Genomic DNA, 15,079 nt, shown 5'->3' with positions numbered 1-15,079 from the left:
AGGTAAGCGGGCTTAAGCCGCTAGTGCGTAAGTTTCGTCGTTTGCGACTATAACTATGTATAACGTTTATTTACGAGATCGCTATACACTCTCGGCATGCACCCATAGCTTTGTAATCAACGTCGAATCCTAATCATCCCCAGATTCTTCGCCTAATCAATCGCCTTAGGTCGTAGTGTTTAATGTGGGGGCGGAGTTTGATTTTTCAACCTTGCTCTGTCTTCACATTAGTCGTGCAGCGTATCACAAGCCTTGCTCGCTGTCAGCGAACAGAGTGCTTCATGATGCGTTCTTTTTGTTTGGCCCAGTCGCGATCTTTTGAGGTATCACGTTTGTCGTGGCTTTGCTTACCTTTGGCTAAGGCAATCTCGGCTTTGACGTTTGGACCTTTCCAATAAATCGCGGTACAGACGCAGGTGTAACCCTTGGCCTGAATTTTTTGTACCAATCGATCAATTTCACGGCGGTGCATCAGTAACTTACGCTCGCGTCGCGGCTCGGTCACTATGTGCGTAGAGGCCTGCTGTAACGGTGAAATCAATGCACCGTGTAGCCAAGCTTCACCGTTGTGAATTTGGACGAAAGAGTCGACGAGTTGGCATTTGCCTTCACGCAGGGATTTTACTTCCCAGCCGGTAAGAACCAGACCTACTTCGAGTTTGTCTTCGAGAAAGTAGTCGTGACGGGCTTTTTTGTTCTGTGCGATGGTGCCGCCACCGGACTTAGGTTTTTTGTTTGTGCTCATGGCGCTGATTATAACTGACACTGTGGTGAAAGGGCAGTAGGTAGCCTGCGCCCTTGAGCGTAGGGGGTAAATCCCTGACAATACGCGCATTACAAGAAAGGATATGAATATGACGGCAGATAAGCGCGGTATGCACGGCATCTGGAGCAGTCGCTGGACGTTTATTTTGGCTGCGACAGGATCGGCAGTTGGTTTGGGAAATATCTGGAAGTTTCCCTACATCGCTGGTGAGAACGGCGGCGGCGCATTTGTATTGGTGTATTTGCTATGCATTTTAACCGCAGGCATTCCGATCATGATGGCGGAAGTGCTACTTGGTCGTAAGGCGCGTATGAGTCCGATTCATACCATGGAGCGCCTCACAGCGACGGCAAAAGCGCCGCGTATGTTTGCCGGTATTGGATGGATGGGGGCTGTGGCTGGGTTTTGTATTCTGTCATTTTACAGTGTGATTGCGGGCTGGACTGTGTATTACACAGTAAAGATGGCGACAGGCACTTTTACTGGCATTAGCGGTGAAAGTGCGGGAGCGGTATTTAGTGACCTGCTCGCGGATCCTCAGTCGTTAATGCTTTATCACACCATCTTTATGGTATTAGTAGGGGCTGTGATTGCGCGTGGTGTGCATCGCGGCTTGGAAAATGCGGTGCGTATTATGATGCCGCTGTTGTTTATTATGTTGATTCTACTCTTGGGCTACAGCTTAACGACGCCGGGTTTTAGCCAAGGGTTTAACTTCTTATTTAGTTTTGATTTCAGTAAGTTGTCACAAGAAAGCGTCGTCGTGGCTTTAGGACACGCGTTTTTCACCTTGAGCTTAGGTATGGGCGCTATCATGGCGTACGGCGCTTATATGCCAGCAGATGCATCATTGGGTAAGACTGTTTTGGCCGTGGGTATTCTCGATACGCTAGTGGCATTAGCCGCTGGTTTAGTGATATTCCCGATTGTATTTACTAACGGTTTAGAGCCGGGGGCTGGCCCGGGGCTGATGTTTCAGACCTTGCCTATCGCCTTTGGTGGTTTACCCGGTGGCGCTTTGATTGGCACAACGTTCTTTGTTCTTGTTGTGATCGCGGCGTGGAGTTCTGCGATTTCTATTGCTGAGCCTGCGGTGGCTTGGTGTGTTGAGAAGGGTGTTGGTCGCGGTCGGTCAACCTTCATTGTTTGTGCTCTGGCTTGGTTTTTAGGTATCGGCACGGTTTTCTCGTTTAATGATTGGTCGGATAATCAATTTTTCGTTCATGTAACACCAACATTAGCAGAGCAGGCTGATGCAACGAGTGTTCAGTTGCCCGCGGCTGAGTGGTTTGCTTATGCCGATGTCACTGAGTTGAAAATGCAATACCCGTCAACAGAAAGCGTGAACTTTCAAATTACAGGCAAGACATTTTTCGACGTACTCGATTTCTTAACTGCCAACATTCTGTTACCGCTAGGTGGTGTGTTGATTTCGCTGTTTGCGGGTTGGTTTTTGAGCCGTCGCAGCGTTGCGGATGAAGCTAGGGTTAATAACACCGCGATTTTTGAAATCTGGCGTTTTATGATTCGGTTTGTATCACCTGCAGCGGTGCTCTTTGTTTTTATCCACGGCATCTTATGATGCTTCTGGCAACCAAAAGGTAAGCGAATGACGACTATTACGCGCAGTGCATTAGTGATGCATACCGCGGAAGAAATGTTTGATCTAGTAAATGATGTGCGCCGCTATCCCGAGTTTTTGCCGGGTTGCCAAGCGACAGAGGTGCTGGATGAAGATGACAACTTTATTGAGGCACGTCTGACCATCAGTAAGGCTGGATTGCAACATAGCTTCAGTACTCACAATGACCTTGTACGCCCGGAGCGTATGGATATTCGATTACTGGAAGGACCTTTCAGTCGTTTTACGGGTACTTGGCGCTTTCAGAAACTATCGGATGAGGCTTGTAAGGTGTCGTTGGATATGGAGTTTGAAATGGGCAATTTTATCACTGGGGCTGCTATGGGGGCCCTGTTTAAACAAGTTGCTGGGGCTATGGTTGACTCTTTTGTAAAACGAGCGAATGAGATTTATGGCTGAGAAAATTCAGGTCGAGGTAGCCTACGCCTTACCTCATAAGCAAAAAATTGTCGCAGTTGAAGTGCCTGAGGGCACGACCTTGTCAGATGCGGTACGTCAGTCGGGTATTGAAGCCGAATTCCCCGAGTTGGTATTAGCGGATGCTAAGTTTGGTATTTTTGGTAAGGCTATACGCGATGCAGAAGGTGAGATATTACGCGCTGGCGACCGTGTAGAGATTTATCGCCCGCTGATTATCGATCCTAAGCAAGCGCGCGCTAACCGCGCAGCAAAGGCGGCGAAAGGCTAAGGCTGGTGGTGAGTGCGGCACAAAAAAGCCCACTCACAGTGGGCTTGATTTACAGCTGGTACTTAGAGGTCGGTAGGAACGGTATTAAGATTTCGTTCTTCTTCTGGTAGTGAGTTGAGCTGGTTCGTTTCATTGAAATCTTCAGCAGGTAAATCGCCAGAATAGTGGGTATAAAGACCTTGGTCATTGAAGTGAATGATTACATGGTAGTCTTTCACTACCTTATCGCGTTGCTCTAAGGTATAGATGTAATCCCACTGTTTTTGCTCAAAAGGGTTACGTATAACAGGGTTGCCCATTACGTAACTTACTTGGCGTTGGTTCATGCCAGGCTTGAGTTGGCTTAGCATCTCAGGGGTAACAATATTGCCCTGTTGGACGTTGAGCTTGTACACACCGGGAAAAGTGCAGCCGGAAAGGGTTGCAAAACCAAGTAAACCGGTCAGAATTAGGGCTCGCATGATCAGGGTACTGTCTCTTTGGTTGCTTTCAGCTAGGACCAAGATGATACCTGATAATTCAACTTGCTGTGAAATATTCGAGGAAGGCAATGTCCGATCAAAACGTGGAATTGCGCAAGGCAGGCCTGAAAGTCACGCTGCCACGTGTCAAAATTCTTAGTATCTTGGAGAGTGATCCAGATGCTCACATGAGTGCAGAAGATGTTTATCGCGCGTTAATTGAAGCGGGCGAAGATGTCGGTTTGGCGACGGTATACCGTGTATTAACCCAGTTCGAAAGCGCTGGGTTGGTTACTCGTCATAACTTCGATGGTGGTCACTCGGTGTTTGAGTTGGCGCGCGGAGAACACCATGATCATATGGTTAACGTCGATGATGGTACTGTTATCGAGTTTACTAATTCACAAATCGAACGCTTACAGCACGAAATTGCTGAGCAGCATGGGTTCGATTTGGTTGATCACAGCTTAGTGCTTTACGTTCGTAAAAAATAAGCTGGCTGTAATTTTAAAAAAACCGCACTGCATTACTGCAGTGCGGTTTTTTTATGGGCGCTACTTTTATATTGAATGCCATAGCAATGGATTAAGAGCGCACCAGAGCCAGCATTTCAGATGCATGGGCTAAGGTCTGGCTGGTGATTTCGATACCGCCTAACATACGTGCGAGTTCTTCAGCCCTTTGTTTGTTACTCAGTTCGCGAATGCGCGTATGAGTGGCTTCATCACCACTGACCTTACTGACTTGGAAGTGTTGATGCGCTTGGGCAGCCACTTGCGGTTGATGGGTAACGCACATGACTTGGCTATTACTGCCAAGCTTACGCATTAGGCGACCAACACGTTCAGCAGTGCCGCCACCAATACCAACGTCTACTTCGTCGAAAATTAGGCTTGGGACTTTACTGGTGGCTGCGGTCACGACCTGAATCGCCAAGCTAATGCGCGATAATTCACCGCCAGACGCTACTTTTGCCAATGGGCCTGCAGGCATGCCTGGGTTGGTTTGTACGATGAAGTGAATATCATCTATCCCGTGACTTTGTGCTTGCTTGATATCTTGGGGTATTACTTGGGTGATAAACCGTGCACGTCCGAGGGATAACGCTTCAAAATGGGCTTCAATATCTTTGTCCATTTGTGTTGCGGCATGGATGCGGGCATTGCTTAAGGCTTGGGCTTCGCTTAAGAAGGCTTGGTACAGTGATTCTACTTCTGCACGCAATTCCGCTAGGTCTTCATCGGATAACGACAAAGCTGCGAGAGCTTGTTCTTGTTCCTGCCAATGCGCATACACTTGCTGAGCATTAATGTGGTGCTTACGCGCCATAGTGTAGATGTCGCTTAACCGGCTTTCTATTTGCTGTAAACGGTGCGGATTAATATCGACACCTTCCAGATAGCGCTGCAGTGAGTTGCCGGCTTCTTCTAGTTGGATATGCGCTTGCTGTAAGAGATCACGGGCTTCTTCTAAATGTGGGTGGCGATCATCAATTTGTTGCAGCTGATGAATCGCTTGATAGACCATCTGAGTGGCGGCTTGCTCGCTGTTATCGTCACCTAGGCAGGCAATAACCGCAGACTGACCGCTCAAAAGGGTATTCTCGGCATTGGCTAAACGTTTGTGTTCGGCTTCAAGTTCATCCAGTTCAAGTTCGCCAATCGCCAGTTCACGTAACTCTTCAACTTGATAGGTTAATAGCTGACGTTGAGCTTGAAGCTCGGCGCTTTCTTCTTGCAGGTTGCGCAATTTACGGTACTCAGTTTGCCATTTGCGATATAACCCACTGACTTTGGTCGTATGCTCAGATAGTCCGGCATAGCTATCCAGCAGTTGTCGCGGAGTATCTTTTTCTAATAAACGTTGATGAGCATGCTGTGAGTGAACATCGATTAAATGGCTAGCAATTTCTTTTAGATCATTTGCCGGTACTGGACGGCCATTGATGTAGCCTCGTGAACGACCTTCGGCCGAGATGATGCGGCGCAGAATTACTTCATCATCACTCGGAAAGTCATAACTTTGCAGCCATGCCTGAGCATTGGAGTTGGTCTTAAATGTGGCGCATACCTCGGCTTTGCTCGCGCCTTTGCGCACGCACCCTGCTTCTGCTCGTTGACCCAAGGCTAAACCTAAGGCGTCGAGCAAAATGGACTTACCGGCTCCGGTTTCTCCGGTGATGACGGACATTCCTGAGCCGAACTCTAATTCCATATGTTCGACGAGGGCAAACTGATGAATGGACAGATTTGCTAGCATGGGTGCGCTCCAGTATCTGAATGGATATACAGTGTTTTTATATACAGTAGTGCCTATTGTCAAGTGAAGTTTATCGTGATGCCCTTGAAACACAGTTTGTGACCCCCATATAGGAGTCAGATTTCTTGTATGTGAGTGAGGATAGATACATGTCAGACGAGCAAAAGATTCAAGACGAGAGCCTGGAGCAGGTAGGCCCTGATGTTGCTGCTGAAACCGAGGACGCAGCGGACGCTTCGCCTGAATCAACGGCTCTAGCGGATGCTCAAAAAGAGATAGCTGAGCTCAAAGAGCAAATGTTGCGTACCCAAGCAGAAATGCAAAATGTACGTCGCCGCGCTGAACTTGATGTCGAAAAAGCACATAAGTTTGGTTTGGAAAAATTCGCCGCTGAGATGGTGGGTGTCGTTGATAATTTAGAGCGCGGCCTTGCAGCAGCGCCAGAAGAAGAAGCGACCAAGGCAATTCGTGATGGTATTGAAATGACGCTGAGTGGTTTTATTTCATCACTGGCTCGCTTCAACGTTGATGTTGTTAATCCAGAAGGTGAAACCTTTAATCCGGAGTTTCATCAAGCAATGTCGATGATTGAAAATCCAGATTTGGCCCCAAATACTGTGATTGCGGTTATGCAGAAGGGCTACACATTGCACGGTCGTTTGTTGCGTCCAGCGATGGTGATGGTAAGTAAAGGCGCGGCACAAATAGACGAAAAAGCTTAATTTTTGTACTGGTATAGCCTTGAAATAGAAATTCCAGCACCAATATAGAAGTCATCGAACAACACAATTAATCATTACAATGTTTGGGCCTAACGCCCAGAGATTTGGAGAGTAATAGTATGGGTAGAATTATCGGTATTGACCTCGGAACCACCAACTCATGTGTGGCAATCCTCGACGGCGACAAACCAAAAGTTATTGAAAACTCAGAAGGCGATCGCACCACTCCTTCCATCGTCGCTTATGCCGATGAAGAAGTTTTAGTGGGGCAATCTGCAAAGCGCCAAGCAGTCACTAATCCGCATAATACTTTGTTTGCGGTTAAGCGTTTAATTGGCCGTAAATTTAAAGATGACGTTGTACAAAAAGACATCTCTATGGTGCCGTACAAAATCATTGAAGCAGATAACGGTGATGCATGGGTTGCTGTACGCGATCAAAAATTCGCACCGCCACAAATTTCTGCAGAAATTCTGAAGAAAATGAAAAAGACCGCTGAATATTATATTGTCGAAAAAGTAACAGATGCCGTTATTACTGTTCCTGCTTATTTTAACGATTCTCAGCGTCAGGCAACTAAAGATGCGGGTAAAATCGCAGGCTTGGAAGTGAAACGTATTATCAACGAGCCAACCGCTGCAGCTTTAGCGTACGGTATGGATAAAACTGGTGGTGACCGTACGATTGCGGTTTACGACTTAGGCGGTGGTACATTCGATATTTCCATTATTGAAGTCGCCGACGTTGATGGCGAAAAACAATTCGAAGTATTGGCAACGAACGGTGATACTTTCTTGGGTGGTGAAGATTTCGATTTACGTTTAATCGAATATTTAGCAGCAGAATTTAAGAAAGACACTGGCATTGATTTGCACAACGATCCTTTGGCGTTACAACGTCTAAAAGAAGGTGCAGAAAAAGCCAAAGTTGAGTTGTCTTCTTCGCAACAAACTGATGTGAACTTGCCATACATCACGGCTGATGCATCAGGTCCTAAGCACTTAAATGTGAAAGTGACTCGCGCGAAATTAGAAAGCTTGGTTGAAGAGCTGGTTAAGCGTTCTATGGATCCTTGCGCCATGGCACTTAAAGATGCTGGTTTGAGCGCTTCTGAGATTGATGAAGTCATCTTGGTTGGTGGTCAGACTCGTATGCCAATGGTGCAGAAAGCGGTTGCTGATTTCTTTGGTAAAGAGCCACGCAAAGACGTGAACCCAGATGAAGCGGTTGCCGTAGGCGCAGCAATTCAAGGTGCGGTTCTTTCAGGTGATGTAAAAGACGTATTACTGTTAGACGTGACACCGCTGACACTGGGTATCGAAACCATGGGTGGCGTTGCAACTCCAGTTATTGATAAGAACACCACGATTCCTACTAAGAAATCACAAGTGTTCTCAACGGCTGAAGACAACCAAACGGCAGTAACGATTCACGTAGTGCAGGGTGAGCGTAAGCAAGCGGCGCAGAATAAGTCGCTAGGTCGTTTCGACTTGGCTGATATTCCGCCATCTCAACGTGGTATGCCACAAATTGAGGTGACGTTCGACATTGATGCCAACGGTATCTTGAATGTGAGTGCGAAAGACAAGGCGACTGGTAAAGTTCAGTCTATCGTGATCAAGGCTTCTTCAGGCTTGAGCGATGAAGAAATCGAGAAAATGGTAGCGGATGCTGAAGCTAACGCCGAGGCGGATAAAAAATTCGAAAGCCTAGTGCAAGCTCGCAATACGGCGGATGGCTTGATTCACGCAACTCGCAAAACTCTAGAAGAAGCTGGCGACAAAGCCACTGCTGAAGAGAAATCTGCGATTGAAGCAGCAATCACTGATCTTGAAGCGGTATTTAAAGGCGACGATATCGCTGAGATTGAAGCGAAAACCAATGCGCTAACTGAAGCTTCAGCTTCTTTAGCTCAGAAGTTATACGCAGAGCAAGCACAAGCCGCCGAAGGCGCTAAACAAGGCGGTGACCAATCAGCGCAAGATGATGATGTGGTTGATGCTGAGTTTGAAGAAGTGAAAGACAAGTAATCAGGGCCGCAGGCCACTGATTGACAGGGGCGCGGCAGTCTTCCTAGAGGGCTGTCGCGTTTTTTTGCTTCATTAGTTTGAGTAAAAAGTTTCCTAGTTATTACGTGCCGGTACTCTGTGTATTGGGCAAAACCGAACACAAAACTGCACTGAATAATCCCCCCTTAAGGCGTAAATCGCGGTCGTCTGGGGGGCAGTACAACAGGTGATGACATGTCGAAGCGAGATTATTACGAAATATTAGGCGTCAGTCGCGACGTCGATGGTAAAGACCTTAAAAAGGCTTACCGTAAGTTGGCCATGAAATATCATCCGGATCGTAATCCAGATGACAAAGATGCCGACGCAAAATTTAAAGAAGCTACCGAAGCCTACGAAATATTAGGCGATGAGAAGAAACGCGCAGCCTACGACCAGCATGGTCACGCGGGAGTAGATCCGAACGCGGCCGGTGGTTTTGGTGGCGGCAGCGGTAACTTCAGCGATATCTTCGGTGATGTTTTCGGCGATATTTTTGGTGGAGGTGGTCGCGGTGGTCGCGGCGGCCCACAGCGTGGTTCAGATCTACGTTACACCATGGACTTGTCGTTGGAAGAGGCTGTTCGTGGCGTTGAGAAAAAGATTCGCGTTCCAACGTTAACGGCTTGTGGAACTTGTGACGGTAGCGGTGCTAAAGCTGGCACTAAGCCAAAAGTGTGTGGCACCTGTCATGGTCAAGGCCAAGTACGCATGCAGCAGGGCTTTTTCTCTGTGCAGCAAACTTGTCCGAGTTGCCGTGGTCAGGGCACCATGATTGAAGACCCATGTACTAGCTCTCATGGTCGTGGTGTTAAAGAAGAAACCAAGACATTGTCGGTTAAGATTCCACCAGGTGTTGATACCGGTGATCGTATTCGTTTGTCTGGAGAGGGCGAAGCGGGTGCAATGGGCGGGCCTGCGGGCGATCTATATGTACAGGTTAGTGTGCGTGAGCATGAGTTGTTCCATCGTGATGGTCGTAACCTTTATTGCGATGTCCCTATCAGCATTGTTGATGCGGCATTGGGGGGGGAGCTAGAGGTACCGACCCTTGACGGTCGAGTGAAGCTAAAGATTCCTGCGGAAACTCAAAGCGGCAAGTTGTTCCGTTTGCGTGGCAAGGGCGTAGTCCCTGTGCGCGGTGGTACGGCGGGCGATTTACTTTGCCGAGTTCAGGTAGAAACGCCAGTGAATTTAACATCAGAGCAAAAAGATCTGTTGTTGAAATTCCAAGCGTCTCTCAATGGCGAAAAGGGTGGTGATAAGCACTCTCCGCAAAAGAAGACTTGGTTTGAAGGCGTGAAACGTTTCTTCGAAGAAATCTAACGCCCGATTGGCTGAGGTGCTAGCTCGTTTGATAGACATCAATCGAGGTCAACTAGCGCCTCTGTCTCGCATCACTGTTAAATTCCCGATATCCTTACATCCTTTCCTAATTCCTATTTTCAATTCTGGAACCCTGTCATGACACGTATTGCTATTACCGGTGCCGCCGGACGTATGGGGCGAGTGCTGATCGAAGCAGTCAACGCCGATGAACAAGCGCAAGTGGGCGCAGCTATTGTGCTAGCGGGTGATCCAATGGCAGGAGTTGATGTTGGTGCTATCGCTGGTTTGGGGTCAGTGCTAAATGTTGCGGCCACGACAGATCTAACTTCGGTGATCGACCAATTTGATGTGTTGATTGATTTCACCTCGCCAGAAGCCACTATGGCTAATGTTGAGCTTTGTCGCCAAGCTGGCAAATGCATTGTTATCGGTACGACTGGTTTGACCGATGCTCAGAAGGCTGGTTTAAAAGCAGCTGCGGGTGATATGGGTATTGTCTTTGCTCCTAACTACTCGGTTGGTGTAAACCTCTGTTTGAATTTACTGCGCATGGCTGCCTCGGTTATGGGCGACGATAGTGATATTGAAGTGATCGAGATGCATCATCGTCACAAGGTTGATGCGCCGTCTGGTACTGCTTTGCGCATGGGCGAAGTGGTTGCAGAAACTATGGGTTGGGATTTAAACGAAGTCGCCTGTTATGGCCGAGAAGGCCAAACCGGCGCGCGTCCACACAAGCAAATTGGTTTTGAAACCATTCGCGGTGGTGATGTTGTTGGTGACCATACTGTGATGTTTGCTACCGAAGGTGAGCGTGTGGAGATTACTCATAAAGCACAAAGTCGCATGACTTTTGCCAAAGGAGCTGTGCGTGCAGCTAAATGGATTGGCTCACAGCCTACCGGTTTATACGATATGCAGGATGTACTTGGCTTTTAATGTTAAGTGTAAGAATAAAAAAACGCCGGCTTAGCCGGCGTTTTTTGTTTAAAGCATAAGTTACTCAGCTGCTGTTAGCTGCTTGCTTAGTAAGTTCTTTAATTCGTCGCGAATGGGATCAAAAGAGGAAGTTAAATCGTCAATAGAGGCGTTGCTGTAATCCCAGTGGTTGCTCTCTAGCAAATCGCGCATCTCGCTCAGTGTTACCTTAGGTGCACTTTTAGATACCATATTTGCTATCCAACTTGGTAAGCCGCCGGATAAGTCTACGAATGTGGTGAAGCGAATTTTGGTATTGCCATTCGGTAGGGGAGTGACTTCGAATAAATTATTAAATTCGCTGATTTGCACCATGCCCTTTGGAGCCGGAACCACATCTGGAACATTCGTACTTTGGATATTAATCACCCCATCTTTGATCGATGCCTTATTGGTTAGCGTTACATAGCGGTCTGCCACAGGCCAGATGCCGGAATACTCCATGTATACGTATTGATTTAGGGCTCGATCACTTTTTTGGCAGTGAAACACCCAGTCCGACAAGTCTTCGGAATTATCAAGTGTGAGTAAAACGTGCAAAGCCGGTTGCGGGATGATGATTTCTCCACGGAACTGCTGAACATCTGCTCCTTCTACTTTACGACGCCAAGTGCTGACTTCGCCGATATCGTCACCGACCTTGCCTGCTTTCCAGGGAATATTGTCATTAATAATTGTGGCTTTAAGATCGCTAGAATTTGCCGTGAACGACAAACTTAATGCTGTTAGTAATGTGACAGTGGTTAAAAATAGAGAGCGCACGTTTATTTTCTCGCCGAAGTGATGGGCACAGAAGTGTGCCGTTATTATTCGCCGCCATCCTAACCAACGCTTGGGTAATCGTCTAGAGAAGGTAGCTAACATAGCGCAAACCATGTCAGCCTAAGGTGTAGATTAATACTTTATTGCTCGCGGATCCCAATGATGTGGTTAAAGCCACGTTCTACCATTTCTTCCATACCTTCGGGCTTCCCCATAGGGCTAAAGACCATAGACACTAGCATGTGAGCGTTACCAATTGCCCATCTGGCCCGTTCTATTGGTGCTAAACCGTCAATGAGCAAGCCTTCTTTAATCGCGAGCTCTATTTGAGCAGTGATGATTTCGAGTAGGCGAGTTTGAAACTCGATATAGCGCGGCCAAGTGTCCTCGCGCACAGATGCACTCCACTCAAGCCATACTTTGATGTAGTTTGAATTTTCTTCACACGCTCTAAGAAAGGCTTGGATGTGATTTTTGATACCATCCACTGGATTTTCCGCTTCCTCGTACACGCGTTCAGCTAGGTTTAGTAAGAAACTTTCAACTTCATCGAGCACCGCACTAACGAGCGCTTCACGTGTGTTGAAGTAGTTAAAAACCGTCGCAACGGACACCCCACCTTGTTGTGCTATTTCTGTATGGCCTCCGCGTCCTATGCCGCGGCGAGCAAACACTGCAATGGCATCGTTTAATAACAATTTCTTTCGTTCGTCTGGTTGTAAGCGTCGACGACCTTCGACAGCAGCAGGCATGCAGCATCCTCTTTCCTTGTAAATTAATAACTATGCAAAAGGCCCATGTAGGAGAATTGGGCCTTTGGTAACTCGACCGTCTAGCAATCGGCCTGAAGCGACGGCTAGATCTTTTGGTCATCCTATTTTGTCGGTACGTAAAGTCATAGTTTATATGGAGTCATAGTGGCTTGGCCCGAACTCAGTTGGAAGGGCCAAGTATCATTTCTGATAACTAAGTATTAATTTTTTATGGTAATGGCTTGTTAAGCATTGTCTTGATGCGACAAGTTACATATTTCAACAAAACAAGTGGTCATAAGGTGCTAATTCGGTGCAGTTAGGGCCAATGTCTCAAGTGGCATTTTAAATGGACACAAGCCGCCCTTTTTAGTACCATTTAGGGTTAGTTCTAGTGTGTATCACGGCAGTCGAAAAGACGCCGAAAAAATCAGTGAAAAGCGGGATGGAGTCAGTTGATGTCGCCATTCCGCTTTTTTACGACTGATGGTTTTGCCACGTCCAGTCTGGGCCTGCCTGATACAGACGCACGCCAGTTTATTTACAGTTCGGGGAATGAGTCTTGTCTACGCCAGCGATTCTAGCTCTTGAAGATGGCAGTATCTTCAAAGGCATCAGCATTGGTGCTGAAGGTCAATCTGTGGGGGAAGTGGTATTTAACACTTCCATGACCGGTTATCAGGAGATCCTTACCGATCCTTCCTATGCCAACCAGATGGTTACGTTAACCTATCCTCATATTGGTAGTTACGGCACCAATGATGAAGATGAAGAGTCATCCGCAGTACATGCCAAAGGTTTGATTATTCGTGATTTGCCTTTGATTGCATCTAGCTTTCGCAGCCAGCAGCCGCTGGATCAATATTTGAAATCGCATAATGTATGTGGCATTTCTGACATCGATACTCGTCGCCTAACACGCATCCTGCGCGAAAAAGGCTCACTAAGCGGTTGTATTCTAGCGGCCGACGATTCGCACAGTGAAGCCGGCATCGCTCGCGCCATTGAAGCCGCTAAAGCCTTCCCTGGCTTGAAAGGCATGGATCTAGCGAAAGAAGTTACGGTGAAAGAAGCCTATCGGTGGACGCAAGGTGATTGGACACTGGGCCAAGGTTTTAGTGAACAAACAGCCCCTAAGTATAAGGTTGTTGCTTTCGATTATGGTGTTAAGCGAAATATTTTACGCCTTCTAGCAGAGCGTGGCTGTGACCTAACGGTTGTACCTGCGCAAACCTCTGCAGCAGACGTGCTAGCCATGAATCCTGATGGTGTATTTCTATCTAATGGCCCTGGTGACCCAGAGCCATGTGATTACGCGATCAAAGCGATTCAAGAAATCTTAGAAACCAATATTCCTGTTTTCGGTATCTGTTTAGGTCACCAGTTGCTGGCACTGGCATCAGGTGCGAAAACTGTAAAAATGGGTCATGGTCACCACGGTGGTAACCATCCCGTTCAAGATATTGATACTGGCCGAGTGATGATTACTAGCCAGAACCATGGTTTCGCAGTGGATGAGGCAACTTTGCCGGCGAACTTAGTAGCGACTCACAAGTCATTGTTTGACGGTACGTTGCAAGGTATTCGTCGTACCGATAAGCCAGCGTTTAGCTTCCAAGGTCACCCTGAAGCGAGCCCAGGTCCGCGTGATGTGGCGCCGCTATTTGACCGCTTCATTGAATTGATTAAAACCGCCAAAGCCGCGCAATAACAGGATTGACTGAGTAATGCCAAAACGTACTGACATACAAAGTATATTGATCATCGGCGCGGGCCCGATTGTAATCGGCCAGGCGTGTGAGTTTGACTATTCTGGAGCGCAGGCTTGTAAAGCACTGCGTGAAGAGGGATACCGTGTAATTCTGGTGAACTCTAACCCAGCAACGATCATGACCGATCCGTCGATGGCGGATGCAACCTATATCGAGCCGATTACGGTTGAAGCGGTCACTAAAATCATCGAAAAAGAACGTCCGGATGCTTTGCTACCAACCATGGGTGGCCAAACAGCGCTGAACTGTGCGCTGGGTTTAGAAGCCGCTGGTGTGCTGGAGAAATTCGGTGTTGAGATGATCGGTGCCAATGCCGATACCATCGATAAAGCTGAGGATCGTAGCCGTTTCGATAAAGCGATGAAGAAAATTGGTTTGGAATGTCCGCGTGCGGGCATTGCGCATAGCATGGAAGAAGCTCGCCAAGTACAAAAAGATTTGGGCTTTCCTTGTATCATTCGTCCGTCGTTTACGATGGGCGGAACGGGCGGTGGTATCGCCTACAACAAAGAAGAATTCGAAGAAATATGTACTCGCGGTTTGGACTTGTCGCCAACCAATGAGTTGCTAATCGATGAGTCTTTGATCGGTTGGAAAGAATATGAAATGGAAGTTGTTCGTGACAAAAACGACAACTGCATCATCATCTGTTCAATCGAAAACTTCGATGCTATGGGTGTTCACACCGGGGACTCGAGCACCGTTGCGCCGGCGCAAACGCTGACCGATAAAGAATACCAAATCATGCGTGATGCCTCTTTGGCCGTACTGCGTGAAATCGGTGTAGAAACCGGTGGTTCTAACGTTCAGTTTGGGTTGAATCCTAAAGATGGCCGTATGGTCGTGATTGAGATGAACCCACGCGTATCACGTTCATCGGCGTTGGCATCGAAAGCAACG

At 47.5% G+C, this 15,079-nt stretch carries 15 protein-coding genes and 1 other RNA gene; 10 read left to right on the top strand and 6 right to left on the bottom strand.

What is annotated here, in order from left to right; translation table 11 throughout:
• Positions 1-141, bottom strand: a transfer-messenger RNA (tmRNA) gene (ssrA, locus tag UXZ23_RS07070); the annotation flags it as partial.
• Between the two features lie 121 nt (positions 142-262).
• The gene (gene smpB, locus UXZ23_RS07065) at positions 263-745 is read right to left on the bottom strand and encodes an SsrA-binding protein SmpB (RefSeq protein ID WP_225667116.1); all 483 of its coding nucleotides are present in this window, start codon (positions 743-745) and stop codon (positions 263-265) included.
• A 109-nt stretch (positions 746-854) separates the two neighbouring features.
• Here smpB and UXZ23_RS07060 point away from each other — a divergent pair, with 109 nt between their 5' ends.
• Genes UXZ23_RS07060 through UXZ23_RS07050 form a run of 3 tightly spaced genes read left to right on the top strand, consistent with a single transcriptional unit; the run spans position 855 to position 3,096 of the window.
• A complete protein-coding gene (locus UXZ23_RS07060; RefSeq protein WP_320819915.1) occupies positions 855-2,348 on the top strand; it encodes a sodium-dependent transporter in 1,494 nt (497 codons plus the stop codon).
• Between the two features lie 27 nt (positions 2,349-2,375).
• Positions 2,376-2,807: a type II toxin-antitoxin system RatA family toxin gene (locus UXZ23_RS07055; protein WP_015487857.1), complete on the top strand. Its 432-nt coding sequence runs from the start codon at positions 2,376-2,378 to the stop codon at positions 2,805-2,807.
• The gene (locus tag UXZ23_RS07050; RefSeq protein WP_320819914.1) at positions 2,800-3,096 is read left to right on the top strand and encodes an RnfH family protein; all 297 of its coding nucleotides are present in this window, start codon (positions 2,800-2,802) and stop codon (positions 3,094-3,096) included. Before UXZ23_RS07055 ends, UXZ23_RS07050 begins: the two co-directional genes overlap by 8 nt.
• 62 nt (positions 3,097-3,158) lie before the next feature.
• Here UXZ23_RS07050 and UXZ23_RS07045 read toward each other — a convergent pair whose 3' ends face one another.
• A complete protein-coding gene (locus UXZ23_RS07045; protein ID WP_320819913.1) occupies positions 3,159-3,557 on the bottom strand; it encodes an outer membrane protein assembly factor BamE in 399 nt (132 codons plus the stop codon).
• A gap of 89 nt (positions 3,558-3,646) precedes the next feature.
• On the opposite strand from UXZ23_RS07045, the gene fur reads away from it, so the two are divergent.
• On the top strand, positions 3,647-4,051 hold the full coding sequence (gene fur / locus UXZ23_RS07040; protein WP_320819912.1) for a ferric iron uptake transcriptional regulator: 405 nt from the start codon (positions 3,647-3,649) through the stop codon (positions 4,049-4,051).
• A 91-nt stretch (positions 4,052-4,142) separates the two neighbouring features.
• Here fur and recN read toward each other — a convergent pair whose 3' ends face one another.
• Positions 4,143-5,816 (bottom strand): DNA repair protein RecN, encoded by a 1,674-nt coding sequence (gene recN / locus UXZ23_RS07035; RefSeq protein ID WP_320819911.1) that lies wholly within the window; start codon positions 5,814-5,816, stop codon positions 4,143-4,145.
• 149 nt (positions 5,817-5,965) lie between these two features.
• Between recN and grpE the strand changes: the two genes are divergently transcribed.
• From grpE to dapB, 4 genes are all read left to right on the top strand, one after another.
• On the top strand, positions 5,966-6,538 hold the full coding sequence (gene grpE, locus UXZ23_RS07030; protein WP_320819910.1) for a nucleotide exchange factor GrpE: 573 nt from the start codon (positions 5,966-5,968) through the stop codon (positions 6,536-6,538).
• 119 nt (positions 6,539-6,657) lie between these two features.
• Positions 6,658-8,568, top strand: a complete 1,911-nt coding sequence (gene dnaK / locus UXZ23_RS07025; RefSeq protein WP_320819909.1) for a molecular chaperone DnaK — start codon at positions 6,658-6,660, stop codon at positions 8,566-8,568.
• A gap of 213 nt (positions 8,569-8,781) precedes the next feature.
• On the top strand, positions 8,782-9,912 hold the full coding sequence (gene dnaJ / locus UXZ23_RS07020; protein WP_320819908.1) for a molecular chaperone DnaJ: 1,131 nt from the start codon (positions 8,782-8,784) through the stop codon (positions 9,910-9,912).
• A gap of 138 nt (positions 9,913-10,050) precedes the next feature.
• Positions 10,051-10,854, top strand: a complete 804-nt coding sequence (gene dapB / locus UXZ23_RS07015; RefSeq protein ID WP_320819907.1) for a 4-hydroxy-tetrahydrodipicolinate reductase — start codon at positions 10,051-10,053, stop codon at positions 10,852-10,854.
• A 60-nt stretch (positions 10,855-10,914) separates the two neighbouring features.
• Here the strand turns inward: dapB and UXZ23_RS07010 are convergent, their stop codons facing one another.
• Positions 10,915-11,655, bottom strand: coding sequence for a hypothetical protein (locus UXZ23_RS07010; protein WP_320819906.1), 741 nt, complete (start codon positions 11,653-11,655; stop codon positions 10,915-10,917).
• Between the two features lie 140 nt (positions 11,656-11,795).
• Entirely contained in the window at positions 11,796-12,407 is a 612-nt protein-coding gene (locus UXZ23_RS07005; RefSeq protein WP_320819905.1) for a TetR/AcrR family transcriptional regulator, read from the bottom strand.
• Positions 12,408-12,969: 562 nt separating this feature from the next.
• On the opposite strand from UXZ23_RS07005, the gene carA reads away from it, so the two are divergent.
• Together carA and carB are read left to right on the top strand one after the other, a co-directional pair.
• On the top strand, positions 12,970-14,118 hold the full coding sequence (gene carA, locus UXZ23_RS07000) for a glutamine-hydrolyzing carbamoyl-phosphate synthase small subunit (protein WP_320819904.1): 1,149 nt from the start codon (positions 12,970-12,972) through the stop codon (positions 14,116-14,118).
• Positions 14,119-14,134: 16 nt separating this feature from the next.
• A partial coding sequence (gene carB, locus UXZ23_RS06995) for a carbamoyl-phosphate synthase large subunit (protein WP_320819903.1) occupies positions 14,135-15,079 on the top strand: 945 nt, incomplete at its 3' end.

The sequence above is a fragment of the Thalassolituus sp. genome (genome assembly GCF_034111725.1).
Taxonomy (GTDB): Bacteria; Pseudomonadota; Gammaproteobacteria; order Pseudomonadales; family Oceanobacteraceae; genus Thalassolituus.
This window is presented reverse-complemented; position numbering and strand designations above follow the sequence as displayed.